The organism is Gordonia aichiensis NBRC 108223 (genome assembly GCF_000332975.1).
GTDB classification, from domain to species: Bacteria; Actinomycetota; Actinomycetes; order Mycobacteriales; family Mycobacteriaceae; genus Gordonia; species Gordonia aichiensis.
Window position 1 is genome coordinate 151,190 of the sequence record NZ_BANR01000003.1, and the last position, 19,633, is coordinate 170,822.

The following is a 19,633-nucleotide window of genomic DNA, read 5'->3' on the forward strand; positions in this document are numbered from 1 at the left end:
ACGGGGGCGCATCACCCCATAGGGTTGATGAGTGCAGCCCGACGCACCGGTCACCATCTTCGGCCCCGACTTCCCGTTCGCCTACGACGACTGGGTCGCCCATCCGGTCGGTCTGGGCACCGTGCCCGACGACGCGCTCGGGCAGGAGGTCGCAATCATCGGCGCCGGAATGGCGGGGATGGTCGCGGCGTATGAGCTCATGCGGGTCGGCCTGCGTCCGGTGGTGTACGAGCCCGACCGCATCGGTGGTCGGCTGCGGTCCGAGCAGTTCGTGCCGGGTGAGCCGGAGGTCGCCGAACTCGGCGGCATGCGGTTTCCCGTGTCGTCGAGCGCGTTTTTCCACTACGTCGACGCCCTCGGGTTGTGCTCGCGGCCGTTTCCCAATCCGCTGACCGAGGCCGCGGGCAGCACGGTGATCGATCTCGGTGGCGAGACGTTCTACGCCAGGACGCTCGACGACCTGCCGCCCATCTACCGCGAGATCTCCGACGCCTGGGATTCCGCGCTCGAACGCATCGCAGGCTTCTCGGCGCTGCAGGAGGCGATTCGTGCTCGCGACACCGCAGCGCTCAAGTCGATGTGGAACCAGCTGGTCCGGGAATGGGACGACCGGAGCTTCTACGACTTCCTCGCGACGTCGGAAGAGTTCGGCACTGCGACGTTCCGCCATCGGGAGCTGTTCGGGCAGGTCGGATTCGGCACCGGTGGCTGGGATTCGGACTTCGGCAACTCGATGCTCGAGATCCTGCGCGTCGTCGTCACCAACTGCGACACCGATCAGCGACTGATCGTCGGTGGGGCAGAACAGGTTCCGCGCCGCCTGTGGTCGGCCACACCGCATCGGATCGCTCACTGGCCGGTCGGAACGAGTCTGTCGTCGTTGCACAGTGGCGCACCGCGGGCCGGCGTCGCGTCGATCCGACGACTGGGACCCGACCGCATCGAGGTGACCGATCGCTGGGGCGATTCGCGCGTGTTCTCCGCGGTGGTCGCCACGTGTCAGGCGTGGCTGCTGTCGACCGAGATCGAATGCGACGAATCGCTGTTCAGCCAGGATCTCTGGATGGCACTCGATCGCACCAGGTACATGCAGTCGTCGAAGACGTTCGTCATGGTCGACCGGCCCTTCTGGACCGACACCGATCCGACGACGGGCCGCGACGTCATGAGCATGACCCTCACCGACCGCCTCACGCGCGGCACCTATCTGTTCGACAACGGACCCGAGCGGCCCGGAGTCATCTGCCTGTCCTACACGTGGATGAGCGACGCCCTGAAAGTGTTGCCGCACCCCGTAGACCGTCGAGTCGAGCTCGCGCTGGCGGCACTGAAGAAGATCTATCCCGACCTCGATATAGCCTCACACATCGTCGGCCGACCGATCACCGTCTCGTGGGAGGACGACCCCCACTTCCTCGGGGCGTTCAAAGGTGCACTGCCCGGGCACTATCGCTACAACACCCGGATGTACAACCACTTTCACGCCCAGGAGCGTCTTCCCGACGCCGAGCGTGGCATCTTCATCGCGGGCGACGACGTCTCGTTCACACCTGCCTGGGTCGAGGGTGCGGTACAGACCGGGCTCAATGCGGTGTGGGGAGTCATCGCGCACTTCGGCGGAGCGTCGAATCCCCAGAACCCGGGTCCCGGCGACGTGTTCGCCGAACTCGGACCCATAGACATCGGACCATGACCATGCCCGTCTACGGTGGAAGGGCGACGTGATGACTGCGGATCGATTGCGAATTGCGCTGTGGCAGTGCGTATCCGTGGCGGACGACGTCGAGGAGAACCTCGAACGACTCGAACGGGCCACCGGCGATGCTGCCGCGCGCGGGGCGGACCTGATGGTCACTCCGGAGATGTATCTATCCGGGTACAACATCGGACCGGGCACCGCCCGACGCCTCGCCGACCCGTCGGCGGCCCACTCGGTGACGCCGTCGGTGCCATCGCGCGCCGCGCCGGGATCGCGGTCCTCTACGGCTGTGCCGAACTCGACGGTTCGGCTGTGTACAACACGGTCAGGCTCGTCGATCCCAACGGTATTTCCCTTGCCTCACACCGGAAGACGCATCTTTTCGGAGAGGTCGACCGCCAAGCGGTCGCGCCCGGCTCGGCCACGGCTCCCGTGATCGGCCTCGGCGGGTGGAGTCTGGGGCTGCTGATCTGCTACGAGGTCGAATTCCCGGAAATGGTGCGCGATCTCGCGGTTCGGGGTGCGGAGGTGATCTGCGTTCCGACCGCCAACATGCCCGAGTACGACGCCGTTCAAACGGTCTTGCTGCCCGCTCGCGCACTCGAGAACACCGTCTTTGTGGTCTACGCGAACTACTGCGGTCGCGAGGGTGACCTGGCCTACGGCGGACTCAGCGAAGCCATCGATCCCGACGGCAGCATCCGTGCGAGGGCCGGCCGCGACCCGGAGCTGCTGATCGTCGACGTCGAGCGAAGGGTCCTCGACGACTCGCGTGAACGGTTCACCTATCTCGCCGATCGTCGACCGGATTCACTGTCGTGACGAAGTGCTCCGTGGCGCGGAGCATCATCCGCTGACGTCAACGCGGAGTTTGGCTTGGTGCGTTAAATCAAGTGCATCGGTACTGGTCCAAGCCTTTTCGTGAGACGCATTGACGAATGTGTCGACGATCACGTTCCGCTGTAGACACGACGCGCAGCAGTGTTCTACCTTTTCTTACGGGTCAGTAAGCTACCGACCGGTAGCCATGCTTTTGGGGTCACTTTCACCACGATGGTGTTCGCGCAAGCGTGCGCTCCCATCGGCGTCAGTGCCCCCTTTTCGTGTTGATCCCATCCGATCGAGTGTCGATGAAGGGGGCGGACTCATGGCCGAGACGGCAATGGATATCGGGCGATCCACACATGCAGGACAAGTGCGTGCGAGGGGTGCGCGCTCGTCCGGGGTCGAGCGGCAGGGGAGAGCCGCGCGGCGACAACAACGCCCACGGGCTTTTCTGCGACCCTCGGTATTGATCGAGGCGATCGAGGTCGAGAAGCTCATTGTGATCCCGGGATTGGACGTCCTGCTCGCCGAAGCCGAGCGTTTCGGGTTGATCGAGGGGACCTCGGCAGCGCTGCGTCAGGCAGTCAACCGGCACGAGAACGCCGTCGATGCACTGATCGGTATGCTCATCGACTCCATCGGTGACGACCACAGTGCCGCAGAACAACTCAACAACGCACCCGCGGTGTTGCCGGTTCGCGCGCTGCAGAGCATCGTCGACGACTACCGCGACACCAACGACGTCGCGAAGGTCGACATGGTTCGGCTGGCGTTTTTGTTCGTGGCCGTGCACGCGCTCACCGATCCCACCAACTGTGCAACTGCGTCGCGCAACCTCAATCTGGTACCGCCGCCGCTGCATCGGGACCGCGCGATCCTCGGCAGGGTGATGGCCCATGCGCTGCCGACGTTCACCACACGGGACCGCGACCTGTTCGCCGTTTTCGTCAGCAAGGCGAGCGCCTTCTTTGCCGTTCCCGCACCGGTACCGACGACGCACGATGACGACGCCGTCACCGACCTCGCGATCGTTCGCTACAACCCGCACGCCCTGCGCACGAGCTGCGAGCACATCGGGTTGGGGCCGAGTGCGGTCCGCGTCGCGGGACTGAGCTAGGTCGCTCACTGCGCCGCGAAACACGGTGCAGTCAGCGGTTTCTGCGATGCCGGCGGCGCGGCGCGGCGACCGGCCGTAGGCTCTGAGGTGTGAGTACGGATCGCCCGCAACGATTCCGATGGCTCCTGCATATCGATCTCGATCAGTTCCAGGTCTCGGTCGAGCGGCTGCGGAGCCCCGAACTCGCCGACGTCCCGATCGTCGTTGGCGGAAACGGCGACCCGACGGAAGCCCGCAAGGTCGTGACGTGTGCCTCCTACGAGGCTCGGGCGCACGGAGTCCGCGCGGGCATGCCGCTGCGCGCCGCCCACCGAAAACTCCCCGACGCCGTGTTCGTCCCCCTCGACACCGAGGCATACGACGCCGCGTCCGCGGAGGTGATGGACGCGATCCGCGGACTCGGCCATCCCGTCGAGGTCTGGGGATGGGACGAGGCATACGTCGGGATCGAACCACTGACCGATTCGGCACGCGGCGGTGCCGAGTCCGTCGGCGACGCCACGATCATCGAGTTCGCCACCCGTATGCGCACTGCGGTCCTCGAAGCCACCGGTCTGGATTCATCAGTGGGAATCAGCGACAACAAGCAGCGCGCCAAGATGGCAACCGAATTCGCCAAGAAGCCGGATCGTCTGCCCCCGCACGACTCGGCAGAGTCCGCGACTTTTATGCCCGTGCAACCTCTGCCCGACAAGGTGTTCGTGCTCGACGACCGCAACTGGCTCGAACTCATGGGGCACCGTCGGCCCAGGGAGTTGTGGAGTGTGGGTCCCAAGACCGCCGAGAAGCTCGCCGCTCACCACATCGACACCGTCGACGACCTGATCGCGACGCCGCGCGACGACCTGATCGCGATCTTCGGCGCACACCAGGGCAATTGGCTCTACGTACTGTGCCGGGGCCATGGTGACTCCACGATCACTCCCGAGCCGTGGGAAGCGCGCTCGCATTCCAAGTCGCGGACGTTCGCCGCCGACCTCGTTTCCGCCACCGAGAAGCGCACCGCCGCAGAGCAACTGGTGCGTGAACTGCTCGACCAGGTGATCGCTGAAGGGCGGGTACCGTTCCGGGTTGCGGTCACCGTGCGGACATCGACCTTCTATACGAGGACGAAGTCACGCAAACTCCAGGCGCCTACGGTCGACATCTCCGAACTCACACCGGTAGTCCTCGAGCTTCTCGATCGCTTCGACGCCGACCGCCCCGTGCGCCTACTCGGAGTACGCATGGATCTCGTGCCCCTTGACGCTCAACCCGTCGCCGACACCGATCTCGACCTCGAGGAGACCTGATGCAGCAGAAGAGAATTCGCGCACTGTGGTCGGCGATCACAGCGATCACGGTGGTTGTGACCGCCCTCGTACTCGGCGAGCCATCGGCCGACGCCGCGCCCAGGCTCCCGGTGACCTACAACTTCCTCGACGGCGCGCGCGCAGAGCTCGCGCATCCGGGCGGTTCGCTGCCCGGTACCAACGACTTCTCCTGCAGTCCGGCGCCGCGCCATCCCCGGCCGGTGGTCCTCGTGCACGGCAGTGGCGGTGGACGGCAGACGAACTGGGCAACAATGGCGCCCGCCCTCGCCAATGAGGGCTACTGCGTGTTCGCCCCGACGTACGGCACGCTCTCGACGCAGTGGCCTGCGTCGGCGCTCGGCGGACTCGGCCCCAAGGACGACAGCGCATGGCAACTCAAAGCCTTCATGTCGAAGGTCATGACGGCGACGCACACCGACCAGATCGACATCGTCGGGCATTCGCTTGGCACTGAGATCCCCACGTACTGGATGAAGTACCTCGGCGGCCGCGGTCATGTGGCGCACTACATCTCGCTTGCCCCGTACTGGCGACAGGGACCCGACGACGACGATGCGCGCGGTGAGTCGATCGCAGAATTCCGGCGCGCACTAGGTATCCCGGCGCCGACACGCCCCGCGTGCCCGGACTGTGTCGCGCCGCCGCGACAGCTGGATTTCAACCATGCCGTCCGGCAGCCGACTCCCTATCTGGAGGGCGTGCGCTACACGAACATCGTCACCAGGTTCGACGATATCGTCACCCCCTACTGGGTCGGCATCCTGCCGGGTGGACCGCGAACCTCGGTGCGAAACATCGAATTACAGGACGGCTGCGACCGCGACTTCGCCGATCACCTCTCGATAGTGTCCGACCGTCGAGCAGTTGCGTACGTCCTCAACGCACTCGACCCCGCGCATCCGCGTCCGGTGCCGTGCGCATTCGTGCCACCGGTCACAGGCGGTTAGCGGCCCGCATGCGCGACCCGCTCCCGCGACACATGGTCACGGGCGTGGGCAATCGCATCGTCGAGGTTGGTCAGCAGGTGGTTCTCGTGTCGGAGTTCGTCGATGACGCCGACGCCCTCGAGTAGTTTGAGGTGTTCGTCCTGTACGCCCTTGATGATCACGGTGATGCCGCGATTCTCGAGTTCGGAGACGATCTCGGCGAGCGTGTGCGCTCCCGTCGCGTCCAGCATCCCGAGATGGGACATCCGGATGATCACCACACGCACGGTGGTGTCGGAGTCGGCGCCCGAGGCTATGGCCGTCGAGATACGTTCTGCCGCACCGAAGAACATTGCGCCGTCGAGTCGCAGCAGTGCGATCGACTCGTCGCCGGGCACAGCGGGACCCGGTAGTTCTTCTCGGGTGACGCTCGAGCGCTTCGCCACCTGTCGGAGCGCGAAGAACGCGGCGACGACGATACCGATCTGTACCGCTTCGATGAGATCGAAACAGACGGTGATGACTGCCGTGACCGCGAAGATCAACGCATCCGATCGAGTGGAACGCATGATCTTCCGCACCGTCGACGACGAGATCATCCGGAAGCAGGTCACCATCAACACACCGGACAACGCCGCGAGCGGGATCTGCGAGACAGGTCCGGTGGCCAGATACACCACGCCGAGGAGGAACAGTGAGTGCACGATGGCCGACACACGCGTGCGCGCACCGGAACGCACGTTCACTGCCGTCCGTGCGATCGCGCCAGTCGCGGGCATACCGCCGAACAGTCCGGATGCCACCGATGCCAGTCCCTGGCCGGTGAGCTCGCGGTCGGGATCGTAGGGGCCGGTCGGTGACATGGTCGCCGCCACGCGGGCCGAGAGCAGCGACTCGATGGCAGCGAGTGCGGCTATCGCGACCGCGGCTCCGCCGAGCGACTGCATCGTGTCGAGGTCGAGGTGCGGAAACGTCGGTGCAGGCAGGTGCGAGGGCAGTTCGCCGATCCGGCGGACCCCGACATGCGCGAACTGGACGATGAGCGTGACAACGATGACGGCGGTGAGGGACTCGGGTATCGCGCGGTGAATCCTGGGCAGACCGATCATCAGCACGGCGATGACCGCCACGACACCGAGAGTCTTCGCGGCGACGCTCCAGTCCGCGTGCGCGACGACATGAATCGCTGCGGGCAGCGTGCGTTCGCCCTTCGGGGCGTCGGTGCCGAACGCGGCGGGTACCTGCTGCAGGAAGATGATGATGGCGATGCCGAGCGTGAAGCCCTCGATCACCGGCCACGGAATGAACGTCACCGCCCGACCGAGGCCCACGGCTCCGGCGATGAGCACGATCAGACCTGCCATCACCGTGACCAAGGCGATCGAGGAGAGTCCGTGCGCCGCAACGATGGGTGCGAGGATCACCGCCATCGCGCCAGTGGGCCCGGACACCTATACGTGTGATCCGCCGAAGATCGCCGCAACGAGTCCTGCGACGACAGCGGTGATCAGCCCGGCGGCAGCCCCGACGCCTGAGCTGATCCCGAATGCGAGTGCCAACGGGAGTGCCACAACGCCCACGGTGACTCCCGCGAGGATGTCCGACTTCCAGGAGCGTCGAAGGTCGCGATAGTCGCTGCGGTTCGGTAGCAGGTGCAGCAGCCGCTGCGGGTGAACAGCACGCAGCCAGGCCGGGCTGTGACGATCTCCCGACCTTGTGGACGCGGCACTCACTGCGCGACGACGGGTGGCAGCGCAGCCATCGAATCGAGTTGGTCGCGCTCTGCACCGAGGGTGTCGGCGAGGAAGCCGCGCGCGGTGACGAGAAGATCTGCGACCTTGGGGTTGGCCAGTTCGTAGAACACGGCGTTGCCGACGCGTTCGCTGCGCACCACGCGATGGCGTTTGAGAACGGCGAGGTGCTGCGACATCGTGGTCGGTTCGAGTCCGGTGATCGTGAGCAGTTCACTCACCGGCGTCGGGCCGCCGTTGGAGCTGAGCACTTCCAGCACGCGAATGCGGACGGGGTGTGCGAGCCCCTTGAACAGATTGGCCTTGATCTCGTAGAGCGGTTGCGGCCAGCTGCTGGGCATGTGCCGACCTCCTTGGTGCAGTCGAACGGATAGTGACTTAATGGATTGAGCAATCGTGCAATCCATTGATAGCACTAGTCCACCCCGATGGTCGAGTCAGGTGTGAGCGATCACTCCTGCGCGCGCGGCACGCGCACGCCGAGGAGTTCTGCGTCGGGATCGGCGTCGAGCCCGAGGCGGTCCCAGTCGAGGGTCACTGCGACGACGGCGTACGCCGACGTCGGAAAGCGCTCGATGTAGCCCTCGGGGTCGAGGGCGAGCGCTGTCTGTGGCATGCCCGGTTCATGTCCGACGACGAGCACGGTCGCCGCGTCGGCTGGGCTGTACACCCTGACGGCCTCGAGGATCTCGGTCGGTGTCCCGCCGTAGATCTCGTCGAGATAGGTCGTCGGCGCGGTGATGCCGGTGCGGTCGAGGGTCTCCCGCGTCCGGGTTGCCGTCGAGCAGAGCACGGCGTCGACCCGGAGGTCCTCCGAACGAATCCAGTCGCCCGCGAGTGCCGCCTCTCGGCGACCCCGATCGGCAAGCGGGCGTTCGTGGTCGGTGACCCCGGGCGGATATCCCGACTTCCCGTGCCGCATCAGCACCAGCGTGCGCGGCGCTGCGCTCACGCAATTCTCCGCGAACGGGCCGCGAGGTGTTCTCCGCGCTGTCGGGTGTCGGCGATGCGCAGCACCGTGACGGTTGCGCGCCACGCCGCGGACTCCTGGCGGCAGAACTGGGCGTGGTCGTCGTCGCCGGACATCGACGCCTCGTCGGCCTGCGTGTCGTACTCATAGGCCTCGTCGAGGCAGTCGGCGATGATGGAGCGAACGGTCGTGTGATCGGTTCGTGTGGCATCGAGTACCAGGGCGATGGTGTCGGAGTCGAGGGTGGCGAGTTGCTCGAGCTCGGTCCGGAACCATGCGATGGCTCGCGCGTCGTCGTGTCCGGAATCGCTGTGCTGTGTGCGCCGCATCTCCTCAGATTAGTGCCGCAGACCGACGCGAAGCCGCTGCGACACCACTAGCCTGGATTCCGTGCATTCCTGGCTTCCCGCGCTGCTGGCTGTATCCGCAGCGCTGCTGATCGCCGGCGGAACGGTGCTTCGGCAGCGTGCCTCCCGTGCGTCGGGAGCCATCACGCCGGGGTGGTGGCTCGGCGCAGCGATCGCGATCGTCGGGTTCGTGCTGCAGGCCTCTGCACTCGGGTTGGGGTCGATTCTGCTTGTCCAGCCGCTGGTGGTGCTCGCGGTGCTGTTCGCCTTACCGCTCGAGGCGTGGGCCGACCATCGGCATCCGAAGGCCAAGGAGTGGGCGTGGGGCGCGATCCTCGTCGGCTGTGTCGCGACCTTCCTGTTGATCTCGCGACCCGAGCCGTCGCTCCGACGCCCCAACGAAGCGGTGATGTGGGGAGCGGTCGTGGCGGTCGTGGCGGTGGTCGCTGCGTGCGTGGTGTTCGCCGAACGATCGAGTCCGCACTACCGCGCCCTCTTCTACGGACTGGCCGCGGGCACGCTGTTCGGTGTGTCTGCCCTGCTCATCAAAACAGTCGTCTACCAGGCGACCCACGTGTATCTGCTCACCTTCACCAAGCCGGAGATCTACCTGCTGGTGCTTGTCGCGGTCGGTGCGGTCGTCGCGCAGCAGAAGGGATTCGGCGCCGGAGATCTGCAGACGTCGTTCCCGGCGATGAATGTCATGGAACCCGCGGTCTCGATGGCGCTCGGAGTGGTGTTGCTCGGTGAGAACCTCAAGGTGTCGGTCCCGACGGCGCTCTTCCTCGGGATAGTGCTCGCGGCGATGGTCCGCGCCGTCGTCGAACTCGCGAAGGCGTCGGCTGTGCGCGGCGAGGAGCGTGAGGCGCAGCGACGTGATGCCACGATCTCACCTATCCGCAGGGTTGCCTGACGACCGCCGACGACGTTCAGGCGTCGACGCGTTCGATCACCGTCGCAATGCCTCCCGCCCATTCGGCTGCGGCCTTCGCGGGCTTGATCGTCGACGAGTTGTCGTGACGGAAGTGTTCTCCGACCTGCGTCGCGCCGTGGCGGGTCAGGAGTTCCGCCATGATCTCGCCGCCGCGGTTGAAGGTCTCGCCGTAGATGGTGTCGCCGAGTCCGAAGACACCGAATCGCACACCTGACAGATCCGGGGCGGTCTCGGTGATCTCCTCGGCGAACGGCTCTGCACCCGTCGGTAGTTCGCCCTCGCCGTAGGTCGAGCAGACGATGACGAGGAAGTCGTCGGGATCGAGATCGTCGACGGCGAACTCGCTCATGTCGTAGATCGACGGGTCGTGCTCGGCAGCCAGGACGTCGGCGATGGCGTCGGCTACGAGTTCCGCGTTGCCGGTCTCGGTGCCGTAGAGGATGACGACGGACACGATCTGCTCCTGATGTTCTTCGGGTGTTCCTCGGGCGGATGGAATGGGGTTGGCGACGAACTCGTCGCCAACTCAAGGAAGGCTACCCTAACTGATCGACCGCGCGCTTCCGGGCGGCGGAAAGTTTGACACAGACCATTTACGGAATTACTTGGATGTCCTAGTATATGTGGGGACACAGGGTTTCTACTACCCAGCGCAGCATCTTCCAGAGCCAGAACTCCCCGACATTCAGAACAGGTGATCACCGGTGACCGTTGCCGCTTCCGTACCCACCATTCCGCACTACCTCAACGGCGCCCGCGTAGAGGTGACCGAGGGGCGTCACGCCGACGTCTTCAACCCCAGCACCGGAGCCGTCCAGGCGTCGGTGCCGCTCGCGAGCACCGACGAGGTCGCTGCGGCTGTCGCGACGGCCGTCGAGGCACAGAAAGCCTGGGCGGCGTGGAACCCGCAGCGTCGGGCGCGCGTCCTGATGCGGTTCGTCGACCTGGTCAACCAGAATGCCGACGAGATCGCCACCACCCTTTCTCTCGAGCACGGAAAAACCCACGCCGACGCCCTCGGCGACATCCAGCGCGGCATCGAGGTCATCGAATTCGCCATCGGCATCCCGCACCTGATCAAGGGCGAGTTCACCGAGGGTGCCGGATCGGGTATCGACGTGCACTCGATCCGCCAGCCGCTCGGCGTGGTCGCGGGGATCACCCCCTTCAACTTTCCCGCGATGATCCCGCTGTGGAAGGCAGGACCCGCGCTCGCATGTGGCAACGCCTTCATCCTCAAGCCGAGTGAGCGTGACCCGTCGGTGCCGGTACGGCTGGCCGAATTGTTCAGCGAGGCAGGTCTTCCCGACGGGGTCTTCCAGGTCGTCAACGGCGACAAGGAGGCGGTCGACGCGCTTCTCAACCATCCGGACGTCAAAGCGCTCGGGTTCGTCGGCAGCTCCGACATCGCGCAGTACATCTACTCGACCGCGGCGGCAAACGGTAAGCGCTCGCAGTGCTTCGGCGGCGCCAAGAACCACATGATCATCCTGCCCGACGCCGACCTCGACCAGGCCGCCGACGCACTGATCGGTGCAGGCTATGGCAGCGCGGGCGAGCGGTGCATGGCCATCAGCGTCGCGGTGCCGGTGGGGGAGCAGACCGCAGAACGCCTGCGCGCCAAGCTGATCGACAAGGTGAACGCGCTGCGGGTCGGACACAGTCTCGACCCCAAGGCCGACTACGGGCCGTTGGTGACCGCGGCGGCACTCGAGCGCGTCAAGGGATACATCGGCAAGGGTGTCGAAGAGGGGGCAGAACTCGTCATCGACGGTCGCGAGCGTGCGAACGACGAACAGACCTACGGTGACGACGACCTGTCGAACGGATTCTTCGTCGGCCCGACCCTGTTCGACCACGTCACCAAGGACATGTCGATCTACACCGACGAGATCTTCGGGCCGGTGCTGTCGATCGTGCGCGCCGCAGACTACGAGGAAGCCCTGGCGCTCGCCTCGGATCACCAGTACGGCAACGGTGTCGCGATCTTCACCCAGGACGGCGACGCCGCACGCGACTTCACCGCGCGCGTCGACGTCGGCATGGTGGGAGTCAACGTGCCCATCCCGGTTCCGGTGGCGTACTACACCTTTGGCGGTTGGAAGCGCTCCGGATTCGGCGACCTCAACCAGCACGGACCCAGCTCGATCCAGTTCTACACCAAGACCAAGACGGTCACGTCGCGGTGGCCGTCGGGTATCAAGGACGGTGCCGAGTTCGTGATCCCGACGATGGACTGAGTGGGATGACCACCACGACATCCGCCATACCGACCGGCGGCCTCGACGACGACGAGCGTGTCATCGTCGAGACCGCGGCGGCATTCGCCGCCAAAAAGCTTGCGCCGCACGCACTGGAATGGGATGCGACCGATCACTTCCCGGTCGCCGAACTGCGTGAGGCCGCCGAACTCGGCATGGGAGCCATCTACTGCGCAGAAGACGTCGGCGGCAGCGGGCTACGGCGGCTCGACGGGGTGCGGATCTTCGAGCAGCTCGCCTACGCCGACCCCGCGGTCGCGGCATTCCTCTCCATCCACAACATGTGCACCTGGATGGTCGACAGCTACGGCACCGACGAGCAACGTGCGCAGTGGATCCCGCGATTGGCCGGCATGGAGACCATCGCGAGCTACTGCCTGACCGAACCGGGCGCGGGCTCCGATGCCGCAGCATTGTCGACACGCGCGGAGAAGGTCGGCGATCAGTACGTGCTGACCGGCGTCAAGCAGTTCATCTCCGGCGCCGGATCGTCGGATCTCTACGTCGTGATGGCGCGCACCGGCGGCGACGGGCCGAAGGGGATCTCGACGTTCCTCGTCGAAAACGGCTCTGACGGACTGAGCTTCGGGGCTCAGGAGCATAAGATGGGGTGGCACGCTCAGCCGACAGCGCAGGTCATCCTCGACGAGGTGCGCGTGCCCGCAGCCAACCTTCTCGGTGGGCAGGAGGGTATCGGTTTCGGTATCGCGATGAACGGACTCAACGGAGGTCGGCTGAACATCGCGGCGTCGTCGCTCGGTGGCGCCCAAGCCGCCTTCGACAAGGCCGCGGCCTACGTCGCATCGCGTAAGGCGTTCGGTAGCAACCTGATCGACGAGCCGACGATCCGCTTCACCCTTGCCGACATGGCCACCTCGCTGCAGACCTCTCGGCTGATGCTGTGGCACGCGGCGTCGTCTCTCGACGCAGATGCGCCCGACAAGGTGGAGCAGTGCGCGATGGCCAAGCGGTACGTCACCGACTCCTGTTACACCGTCGCCGACCAGGCGTTGCAACTGCACGGGGGATACGGCTACCTGACCGAGTACGGCATCGAGAAGATCGTCCGGGATCTACGGGTACACCGCATCCTCGAGGGAACCAACGAGATCATGCGCGTCGTGGTCGGCCGGTCGGTGGCGACACGGTTCCGCGAGTCATGACCACCAAGCCAGCAGCACAACCACCTTCAGTTCAGGAGAATCGACAATGACGACGATCGCCTTTCTCGGACTCGGCAACATGGGCGGACCCATGGCCGCCAACCTCGTCAAGGCAGGCCACACGGTGCACGGCTTCGATCCCGTGCCCGAGGCGGTCAAGACGGCAGAGGCCAACGGAATCTCGACCTTCCCGACGGCTGTCGAGGCCGTCGCTGTTGCCGAGGTCGTGATCACGATGCTCCCTAACGGGACCATTGTGAAGAAGCTGTACGACGAGATCCTGCCCGCGACACTGACGGGCGCGCTTCTCATCGACAGCTCGACGATCTCGGTTGCCGATGCCCGTGAGATCAACTCGCGCGCAGCAGAAGAGGGGTTCGCGCAGATCGACGCCCCGGTCTCGGGCGGTGTGAAAGGTGCCGTCGCAGGGACGTTGGCGTTCATGGTCGGAGGCACCGACGAGGCGTTCGCTGCGGCACGGCCCACCCTGGAGGCCATGGCGGGCAAGATCATCCACTGCGGTGGGCCCGGCGCGGGCCAGGCTGCCAAGGTGTGCAACAACATGCTGCTTGCGGTGCAGCAGATCGCGGTCGGCGAGGCATTCGTGCTCGCGGAGAAGCTGGGCCTGTCGGACGACGCACTCTACGACGTGGTGACCGGAGCGACCGGAAACTGTTGGGCGATCGAGACGAACTGTCCGGTCCCGGGGCCGCAGCCCACATCGCCCGCGAACAACGAGTTCAAGCCGGGCTTTGCGACTGCTCTGATGAACAAGGACCTCGGCCTCGCGCTCGACGCCATCGCCGACACCGGGTCACGCGCACCGCTCGGCGAGCACGCGGCCGCGCTGTACAAGTCGTTCGCCGAGCAGCATTCCGACCTGGACTTCTCGGCGATCATCACGACGCTGCGCTGACCTGCAGCCGCGGCACCAGACGCCGCGGATCCGTATGACGCGCTGCCCGGAAAATCGGGCCGTGCGTCATACGGATCCGGATGCTGTGTGTGGTGCGTCGCGGTGGCGCCTCGCGTTCGGCGCAACGGAACCAGATCGGGGTCGCGCGCGTCCAAGTCCGCATGGACATACACGAGTTGTCGGTGCGGCGTGATGGAGTGTTCAGCGCAGCTGAGGCTCGCGCCTGCGGGCTGAGCACCTCGGCAATCAGCCGCCGCGTCGTTTCCGGTGCATGGCGCGAAGCGGCGCCGGGCGTGTACCTCGTCGCAGGGCACGCGCGGGGAGCTCGGGCCCAGGCGCGGATCGCCGTGCTCTCGGTGCACCGCGACGCCGTACTCGGAGGTGCCGCTGCGGCCTGGTGGCTCGGCCTATGCCCCGACGAACCACGCAAGCACCTGGTCTTCACCCGCACCCGCGGGCGGGCGCGACGGTCGTCGGCGACCGCGGTGCGCCGCTACCGGGTGCTCGACGACGCCGACATCGTTGTGCACGAAGGACTCCGGACCACGTCGACCGACCTCACCGTGCTGGAGGCTGCGGTAGTACTGGGGCTGTCGTTCATGGATTCGGCGCTGCTATCCGGGCGGGTGACGCTCGACTCCCTCGACGCCGCGCACGCCCGCTACCCGGGGCGTCACGGTGCGCCGCTGGTACGCGGCTACCTCGACCTCCTCGCCGACGGTACGCGGTCAGCGGCCGAGCGGGTCATGACGTCGATCCTGGACGGGGCAGGCATCACCGGGTGGGTCGCGAACCTGCCAGAGGGCGGGTACGTCATCGACGTCGCCTTTCCGGCAGCAAAGCTCGCCGTCGAGGTCGACGGTTTTGCGTATCACCGCGACGCCAAGGCGTTTCAGCATGACCGCACCCGTCGCAATGCACTGATCGCCCGTGGCTGGACGGTGCTGAACTTCACCTGGGCCGACCTGGTAGAACGTCCCGACCACGTGATCAACCTGATCGCGGCCGCGCTCGACCGCTCGGCGGCGTGAACTCACGACGACGATTCGGGCTCCGAACTCGAGCCAGCGGCCCAGCGGAGTGATCCGTATGACGGTAGGCCCGCACATCCGGGGTGCCCGTCATACGGATCGACGACGCTCTGCGGCAGTATGACAATCAGCCCGCGAAACCGGGGTGCCCGTCATACGGATCGGCGACGACCGCGAGTCAGAAGTCCCCCGCGTGATGGCGCAGCGACTGGATCGCCGAGACCAGTCCGCCGATCTCGGACTCGTCCATACCGACATCGGCGAAGACCTCGCGGTTGAGAGTCGTCGTGGCATCCTCGACCGTCGAGCGTCCCAGCTCGGTGATCTCCACAAGGGTTGTGCGTCCGTCGGTGGGGTGGGGGAGCCGTCGCACGAGCTGCGCCTCCTCGAGTCGTCGAATCGCGTGGGTGACGCTCGTGACGTGCACCTGCAGACGGTCGCTCGCCTTGGTGATCGGCAGGGAGCCGGTGCGTGAGAAGGCCAGTAGCCGAAGCAGTTCGAAGCGTGAGAACGTCAGATCGTAAGGGCGGAGAGCTGTTTCGACCCGGGCCAGCAGAATCTGGTGGGCCCGCATCACCGATGTGACCGCGACCATCCCCTCGGCGACGTCGCCCCACCCGGCCGAGGTCCAATTGGCCTTCGCCTCGGCGATCGGGTCGAACTCCATACTGTGACCAGCCATGGGCGTCAGCCTATCCGGCCTGTGGATCGTCAGACGTTGTTGCCGGTTCGGCGCGCCATCCGTCGATCACGGCCAATGCCGCGGCCGCGGGATCGGCCTCTGCCGGCACCAGTCCCGCAAGGAGCAGTTGCGAGAGTCCGTGCACGCTCGACCACAGCGAGACGACGATCGTCGAAGGCTCGACACGTCGCAGCACCCCGGACTCGATCGCGCGGCGAACCGCATCGTCGAGAGGGGCGATTGCCCGCGCTGCAGCCTCGTCGAGTTCTGCTGTCGGCGTGAGCCCGGCGACGGTGGGCGAGAACATGACCGCGAAGAGTCGTGGATTGTTCAGTGCCCATTGCACGTACGTCATGCCGAGACCTGCGATGTCGCGCTCGGGGACGTCGGATGCGCCCACCGATTCCTGTGCCGACGCGAAGCTGTCGAATGCGCGGACGAGCACCCCCACCTGGAGGTCGGCCATGCTGCCGAACAAGGAGTAGACGGCAGTGGTCGACGTCCCGGCGGCGCTGGCGACGGTTCGCACAGTCAAGGCGCCGAAGCCGTCGTTTGCCGTGATGTCTACTGCCAGGTCGAGCAGTCGGTCGCGCAACTCGACGGTGTGAACCTTGGGTCTTGCCATGACGTACATTGTTTCATAACATCGTTCTGTAACAGTGTTACCAATTCTGGAGGTCGTCATGTCCAAAGTCGACGAGATCCCACGGATGACCAATGTGACGCCTCCCGACGGTGCTGCATTGTTTCTCATCGGGATGCGGATCAACCGCCCGCTGAGGGTGCGGTCGTGGTTCTACGTGTTCGTTGCGATGCCACGGATGCTGTGGCATCTGCGTCGGCATCGTGACAAGGGAATGCTGGTTTATCGGCTTTATTTGGGGCCTTCACCCATGGTCCTGTCCTATTGGAAATCGCCGGAAGCGTTGCAGAATTTTGCCTCTGACCCCGCGGCTCCTCACCTACCTGCATGGCGCTGGTTCAACGCCAATGTTCGCGGGCGAGACGATGTCGGGATCTGGCACGAGACATACGTGATCGGCGACCATGAGTCGATCAGCTATGCGATGCCGTCCTGGGGATTGGCGCGGGCCTTCGGCGCCATTCCGGTAGACGGCGCTCACGCCACGGCGAGGGGCAGGCTTGCCGAGAACGCAGATGCGCGCGGCGGGTGCCCAGTGTCGCGCTGACGGTCAGCGCTTCTCGTGGGTGAGCAGCATCTCGATCGCGCCGACAATCGTGTCGGCGAGTTGGGCGGCGGTGCGGTCGCCGAGGTCGCCGCGCTGCTCGTCGGATCGCAGCATGATGACCGATTCGACGAGCCGGAAGGGTAGAAGGCTGCGGGTGTCGGCTGGGTCGTCGAGAACCGCGGACGCGAGAGTTTCGTATGCTGCGGCGAGTTCTGTTCGTGCGGAACGGAATTCGACGTAGCGCTCGTCGCCGACCTCCGGCAGCAGGTACAGCGACCCCAGGTTCCAGCGTTCGTCGACGAGCTGGGCGACGTCGAATCGGGCGAGGTCGAGGAGCCTGTCGAGCGGTGCGCGGTCGTCGGACAGCAGCTCTCGTGCCCGATCCAGGGAACCGACGACGGTCGCGTCGAGCAGCGCGGCGAGGATGTCGTCCTTGGTCTTGAAATAGTGGTACATCGACGCCTGGCGGATGCCGACGGCTTCGGCGATCATGCGGGTCGACGTCCCGGTGTACCCGTGCCGACAGAAGAGTTCGGCCGCGGCGTCGAGAATCTCCTCGCGTGCGGTGGCACCCCGCCTGCGCTGTTCGACGAGTCGCGGCCTGCCGGGGCCGGCCGCCGCGCGGCCCGACGGGGAGGCACTACTCATGTCACGCTTTCCTGCTGATGTGTCGTCGACTCTCTCTGAGGCGGTCATCCGACGAGATCGGACGCGTCGAGTCTAGTCGAGCGGACAGGGAGGGCTCGCAGGTCCGAGGGTGAGGCGGATCTGCGTCGCGTAACACGTTCGTAGCGCGCGTTTCCATGTCGGCAACAAATCTGTCACTCGATAGAAAAAGCACGAGCGTTATCTGTCATCTGGCAGATAAACCGCTCACCGTGGAGCCTCACCGCAAAGGACTGGATCGATGACCTCCACCGCACAACCGCCCGCGGATCCGACATTCACAGTGGCTCCCACCCCGACATCAGGCGCCGACGCCGACGATCTCTCAGAGTTCGGCTACGACCAACAACTGCACCGTTCGCTCGGCAAGTTCGCCTCGTTCGCGGCGGGGTTCTCCTTCGTCTCGATCCTGACGACGATCTTCCAGCTCTTCGGACTCGGCTTCGGTTTCGGCGGCCCCGCCTTCTTCTGGACCTGGCCGATCGTCTACGCGGGTCAGTTCCTCGTTGCGCTCTGCTTTGCTGAGATCGCTGCGCGGTATCCGATCTCCGGGGCGATCTATCAGTGGTCGCGCAGGATGGGCGGCGAGGTCATCGGCTGGTTCGGTGGCTGGTTCATGATGATCGCTCAGATTGTCACCGCCTCGGCTGCGGCCATCGCGCTGCAGGTGGTGCTGCCCAGTGTGTGGAGCGGCTTCCAGATCATCGGCGACGACCCCACCCTCACCTCCACGTCGGGCGCGGCGAACGCCGTCCTGCTCGGCTCGGTCCTGTTGATCGCCGTGACCGCGATCAACTGCATCGGCGTCAGGTGGATGAGCCGGGTCAACAGCATCGGTGTCACCTGTGAGCTGGTGGGTGTCGTCGCGGTGGTGCTCGCCTTGTTCACTCACGCCAAGCGTGGGCCGGGGGTCGTCTTCGACACCGGCGCGCCGGGACAGCAACCGGGCTACATCTGGGCGTTCATCGTTTCCGGTCTCATGGCTGCCTACGTGATGGTCGGATTCGGCTCGGCGGGCGAACTTGCCGAGGAAACCCGCAACCCGCGCCGCGTCGCGCCGCGCACCATCCGGATGGCACTGACCATGTCGGCGATCGGCGGCGGACTCATGCTTCTCGGTGCGTTGATGGCCGCGCCGACACTCGACGACGAACTCGCCACGGGCGGTCTGCCGTACGTACTCGACTCGGTCCTCGGCAGTTTCTGGGGCAAGGTGCTGTTGTGCGACGTCGCGGTGGCCATCTTCATCTGCACCCTTGCCATCCAGACGGCGTGCTCGCGGCTGATGTTCTCGATGGCGCGTGACGGACGACTTCCGTTCTCGGCCAGACTCGCTCATGTCAACAGCCGAACCGGAACACCGATTCTGCCGTCGATTCTCATCGGTGTGCTGTGCATCGCGATCCTGGTCGTCAACGTCGGCAACTCGGCCATTTTCGCCACGCTGGCGAGTGTCTGCATCATCCTGATCTACCTCGCGTACCTCGCGGTGACCGCCCCGATGCTCTACCGCCGCTTCAAGGGCTGGCCCTCCGGAGGCGTGCAGGTCGACGCCGAGGGCAAGAAGCTGTTCGGGCTCGGACCGTTCGGCATCGTGGTCAACCTGCTCGCCGTCGCCTACGGGTCGCTCATGGTGATCAATCTGGCGTGGCCGCGCGCCGAGGTCTTCGACCCGACCGGGGAGATGCCGATCCTGCGGTGGGCCGGCCCCATCTGCATCGCGGCCACGGTTCTGGTGGGTATCGCGTGCTACCCGCGCGGCAAAGCGCATCCCAAGCCGGTTACCGCACCCGTGTGATCGCTTCTTGCGACGACACATTCATCGACACATTCCCGAAAGGG

General features: G+C 65.6%; 19 protein-coding genes and 2 pseudogenes. 13 read left to right on the top strand and 8 right to left on the bottom strand.

All coding sequences use genetic code 11. The features are described 5' to 3' along the window. Window positions 1–31 precede the first annotated feature (31 nt). The 6 genes and pseudogenes from GOACH_RS02215 to GOACH_RS02235 all read left to right on the top strand — a co-directional run bounded on the left by GOACH_RS02215 (window position 32) and on the right by GOACH_RS02235 (window position 5,901). Window positions 32–1,693: a flavin monoamine oxidase family protein gene (locus GOACH_RS02215; RefSeq protein WP_005169822.1), complete on the top strand. Its 1,662-nt coding sequence runs from the start codon at window positions 32–34 to the stop codon at window positions 1,691–1,693. A 31-nt stretch (window positions 1,694–1,724) separates the two neighbouring features. Then, window positions 1,725–1,859: pseudogene (locus GOACH_RS24470) on the top strand (carbon-nitrogen hydrolase); the annotation flags it as partial. Window positions 1,860–1,969: 110 nt separating this feature from the next. Beyond that, a complete protein-coding gene (locus GOACH_RS02220) occupies window positions 1,970–2,521 on the top strand; it encodes a nitrilase-related carbon-nitrogen hydrolase (RefSeq protein ID WP_281168882.1) in 552 nt (183 codons plus the stop codon). 325 nt (window positions 2,522–2,846) lie between these two features. Then, the gene (locus GOACH_RS02225; RefSeq protein WP_245551791.1) at window positions 2,847–3,641 is read left to right on the top strand and encodes a hypothetical protein; all 795 of its coding nucleotides are present in this window, start codon (window positions 2,847–2,849) and stop codon (window positions 3,639–3,641) included. An 89-nt stretch (window positions 3,642–3,730) separates the two neighbouring features. Further along, window positions 3,731–4,933, top strand: coding sequence for a DNA polymerase IV (locus GOACH_RS02230; RefSeq protein ID WP_005169831.1), 1,203 nt, complete (start codon window positions 3,731–3,733; stop codon window positions 4,931–4,933). Continuing rightward, the gene (locus GOACH_RS02235) at window positions 4,933–5,901 is read left to right on the top strand and encodes an esterase/lipase family protein (protein ID WP_005169833.1); all 969 of its coding nucleotides are present in this window, start codon (window positions 4,933–4,935) and stop codon (window positions 5,899–5,901) included. Before GOACH_RS02230 ends, GOACH_RS02235 begins: the two co-directional genes overlap by 1 nt. On the opposite strand, the pseudogene GOACH_RS02240 reads toward GOACH_RS02235, so the two are convergent. The 4 genes and pseudogenes from GOACH_RS02240 to GOACH_RS02260 all read right to left on the bottom strand — a co-directional run bounded on the left by GOACH_RS02240 (window position 5,898) and on the right by GOACH_RS02260 (window position 8,930). After that, window positions 5,898–7,565, bottom strand: a pseudogene (locus tag GOACH_RS02240) (SulP family inorganic anion transporter). The gene GOACH_RS02235 and the pseudogene GOACH_RS02240 sit on opposite strands and share 4 nt — an antisense overlap. Window positions 7,566–7,609: 44 nt before the next feature. Then, entirely contained in the window at window positions 7,610–7,972 is a 363-nt protein-coding gene (locus GOACH_RS02250; protein WP_005169845.1) for an ArsR/SmtB family transcription factor, read from the bottom strand. Between the two features lie 110 nt (window positions 7,973–8,082). Next, window positions 8,083–8,553: a SixA phosphatase family protein gene (locus GOACH_RS02255; RefSeq protein WP_052003890.1), complete on the bottom strand. Its 471-nt coding sequence runs from the start codon at window positions 8,551–8,553 to the stop codon at window positions 8,083–8,085. Window positions 8,554–8,579: 26 nt separating this feature from the next. Then, window positions 8,580–8,930, bottom strand: a complete 351-nt coding sequence (locus tag GOACH_RS02260) for a hypothetical protein (RefSeq protein WP_005169849.1) — start codon at window positions 8,928–8,930, stop codon at window positions 8,580–8,582. A 61-nt stretch (window positions 8,931–8,991) separates the two neighbouring features. Between GOACH_RS02260 and GOACH_RS02265 the strand changes: the two genes are divergently transcribed. Then, window positions 8,992–9,861 carry a DMT family transporter gene (locus GOACH_RS02265; RefSeq protein WP_005169850.1) on the top strand — a complete coding sequence of 290 codons (870 nt, stop codon included), beginning with the start codon at window positions 8,992–8,994 and terminating at the stop codon, window positions 9,859–9,861. 16 nt (window positions 9,862–9,877) lie between these two features. On the opposite strand, the gene GOACH_RS02270 is transcribed toward GOACH_RS02265, so the two are convergent. Continuing rightward, window positions 9,878–10,336, bottom strand: a complete 459-nt coding sequence (locus tag GOACH_RS02270) for a flavodoxin domain-containing protein (protein WP_005169851.1) — start codon at window positions 10,334–10,336, stop codon at window positions 9,878–9,880. A gap of 250 nt (window positions 10,337–10,586) precedes the next feature. Between GOACH_RS02270 and GOACH_RS02275 the strand changes: the two genes are divergently transcribed. The 4 genes from GOACH_RS02275 (at window position 10,587) to GOACH_RS02290 (ending at window position 15,253) form a co-directional block, all read left to right on the top strand. Further along, window positions 10,587–12,122, top strand: a complete 1,536-nt coding sequence (locus tag GOACH_RS02275; RefSeq protein ID WP_005169852.1) for a CoA-acylating methylmalonate-semialdehyde dehydrogenase — start codon at window positions 10,587–10,589, stop codon at window positions 12,120–12,122. A 5-nt stretch (window positions 12,123–12,127) separates the two neighbouring features. After that, complete coding sequence (locus GOACH_RS02280) at window positions 12,128–13,306, top strand: acyl-CoA dehydrogenase family protein (RefSeq protein WP_005169854.1); 1,179 nt, start codon at window positions 12,128–12,130, stop codon at window positions 13,304–13,306. Window positions 13,307–13,352: 46 nt separating this feature from the next. Beyond that, window positions 13,353–14,222 carry a 3-hydroxyisobutyrate dehydrogenase gene (mmsB, locus tag GOACH_RS02285; protein WP_005169855.1) on the top strand — a complete coding sequence of 290 codons (870 nt, stop codon included), beginning with the start codon at window positions 13,353–13,355 and terminating at the stop codon, window positions 14,220–14,222. Window positions 14,223–14,383: 161 nt separating this feature from the next. Then, a complete protein-coding gene (locus GOACH_RS02290) occupies window positions 14,384–15,253 on the top strand; it encodes a type IV toxin-antitoxin system AbiEi family antitoxin domain-containing protein (RefSeq protein WP_040517631.1) in 870 nt (289 codons plus the stop codon). Between the two features lie 178 nt (window positions 15,254–15,431). Here GOACH_RS02290 and GOACH_RS02295 read toward each other — a convergent pair whose 3' ends face one another. Beyond that, on the bottom strand, window positions 15,432–15,935 hold the full coding sequence (locus GOACH_RS02295) for a MarR family transcriptional regulator (RefSeq protein WP_005169857.1): 504 nt from the start codon (window positions 15,933–15,935) through the stop codon (window positions 15,432–15,434). A 10-nt stretch (window positions 15,936–15,945) separates the two neighbouring features. Beyond that, a complete protein-coding gene (locus GOACH_RS02300) occupies window positions 15,946–16,569 on the bottom strand; it encodes a TetR/AcrR family transcriptional regulator (RefSeq protein WP_005169871.1) in 624 nt (207 codons plus the stop codon). Window positions 16,570–16,618: 49 nt separating this feature from the next. Here GOACH_RS02300 and GOACH_RS02305 point away from each other — a divergent pair, with 49 nt between their 5' ends. Continuing rightward, window positions 16,619–17,125, top strand: coding sequence for a DUF4188 domain-containing protein (locus tag GOACH_RS02305; protein ID WP_005169879.1), 507 nt, complete (start codon window positions 16,619–16,621; stop codon window positions 17,123–17,125). Window positions 17,126–17,128: 3 nt separating this feature from the next. Here the strand turns inward: GOACH_RS02305 and GOACH_RS02310 are convergent, their stop codons facing one another. Beyond that, entirely contained in the window at window positions 17,129–17,773 is a 645-nt protein-coding gene (locus GOACH_RS02310; protein WP_005169880.1) for a TetR/AcrR family transcriptional regulator, read from the bottom strand. A gap of 259 nt (window positions 17,774–18,032) precedes the next feature. Here GOACH_RS02310 and GOACH_RS02315 point away from each other — a divergent pair, with 259 nt between their 5' ends. Beyond that, a complete protein-coding gene (locus GOACH_RS02315) occupies window positions 18,033–19,589 on the top strand; it encodes an amino acid permease (RefSeq protein ID WP_005169881.1) in 1,557 nt (518 codons plus the stop codon). The last annotated feature ends 44 nt before the right edge of the window (window positions 19,590–19,633 follow it).

Bases quoted from the DNA above. Each gene is read 5' to 3' on its own strand.
- GOACH_RS02280 (WP_005169854.1), top strand. From the start codon at position 12,128: ATGACCACCACGACATCCGCCATACCGACCGGCGGCCTCGACGACGAC.
- GOACH_RS02310 (WP_005169880.1), bottom strand. From the start codon at position 17,773: ATGAGTAGTGCCTCCCCGTCGGGCCGCGCGGCGGCCGGCCCCGGCAGG.
- GOACH_RS02295 (WP_005169857.1), bottom strand. From the start codon at position 15,935: ATGGCTGGTCACAGTATGGAGTTCGACCCGATCGCCGAGGCGAAGGCC.
- GOACH_RS02250 (WP_005169845.1), bottom strand. From the start codon at position 7,972: ATGCCCAGCAGCTGGCCGCAACCGCTCTACGAGATCAAGGCCAATCTG.
- GOACH_RS02300 (WP_005169871.1), bottom strand. From the start codon at position 16,569: ATGTACGTCATGGCAAGACCCAAGGTTCACACCGTCGAGTTGCGCGAC.
- GOACH_RS02315 (WP_005169881.1), top strand. From the start codon at position 18,033: ATGACCTCCACCGCACAACCGCCCGCGGATCCGACATTCACAGTGGCT.
- GOACH_RS02235 (WP_005169833.1), top strand. From the start codon at position 4,933: ATGCAGCAGAAGAGAATTCGCGCACTGTGGTCGGCGATCACAGCGATC.
- GOACH_RS02290 (WP_040517631.1), top strand. From the start codon at position 14,384: ATGGACATACACGAGTTGTCGGTGCGGCGTGATGGAGTGTTCAGCGCA.
- GOACH_RS02225 (WP_245551791.1), top strand. From the start codon at position 2,847: ATGGCCGAGACGGCAATGGATATCGGGCGATCCACACATGCAGGACAA.
- GOACH_RS02260 (WP_005169849.1), bottom strand. From the start codon at position 8,930: ATGCGGCGCACACAGCACAGCGATTCCGGACACGACGACGCGCGAGCC.
- GOACH_RS02305 (WP_005169879.1), top strand. From the start codon at position 16,619: ATGTCCAAAGTCGACGAGATCCCACGGATGACCAATGTGACGCCTCCC.
- GOACH_RS02255 (WP_052003890.1), bottom strand. From the start codon at position 8,553: ATGCGGCACGGGAAGTCGGGATATCCGCCCGGGGTCACCGACCACGAA.
- mmsB (WP_005169855.1), top strand. From the start codon at position 13,353: ATGACGACGATCGCCTTTCTCGGACTCGGCAACATGGGCGGACCCATG.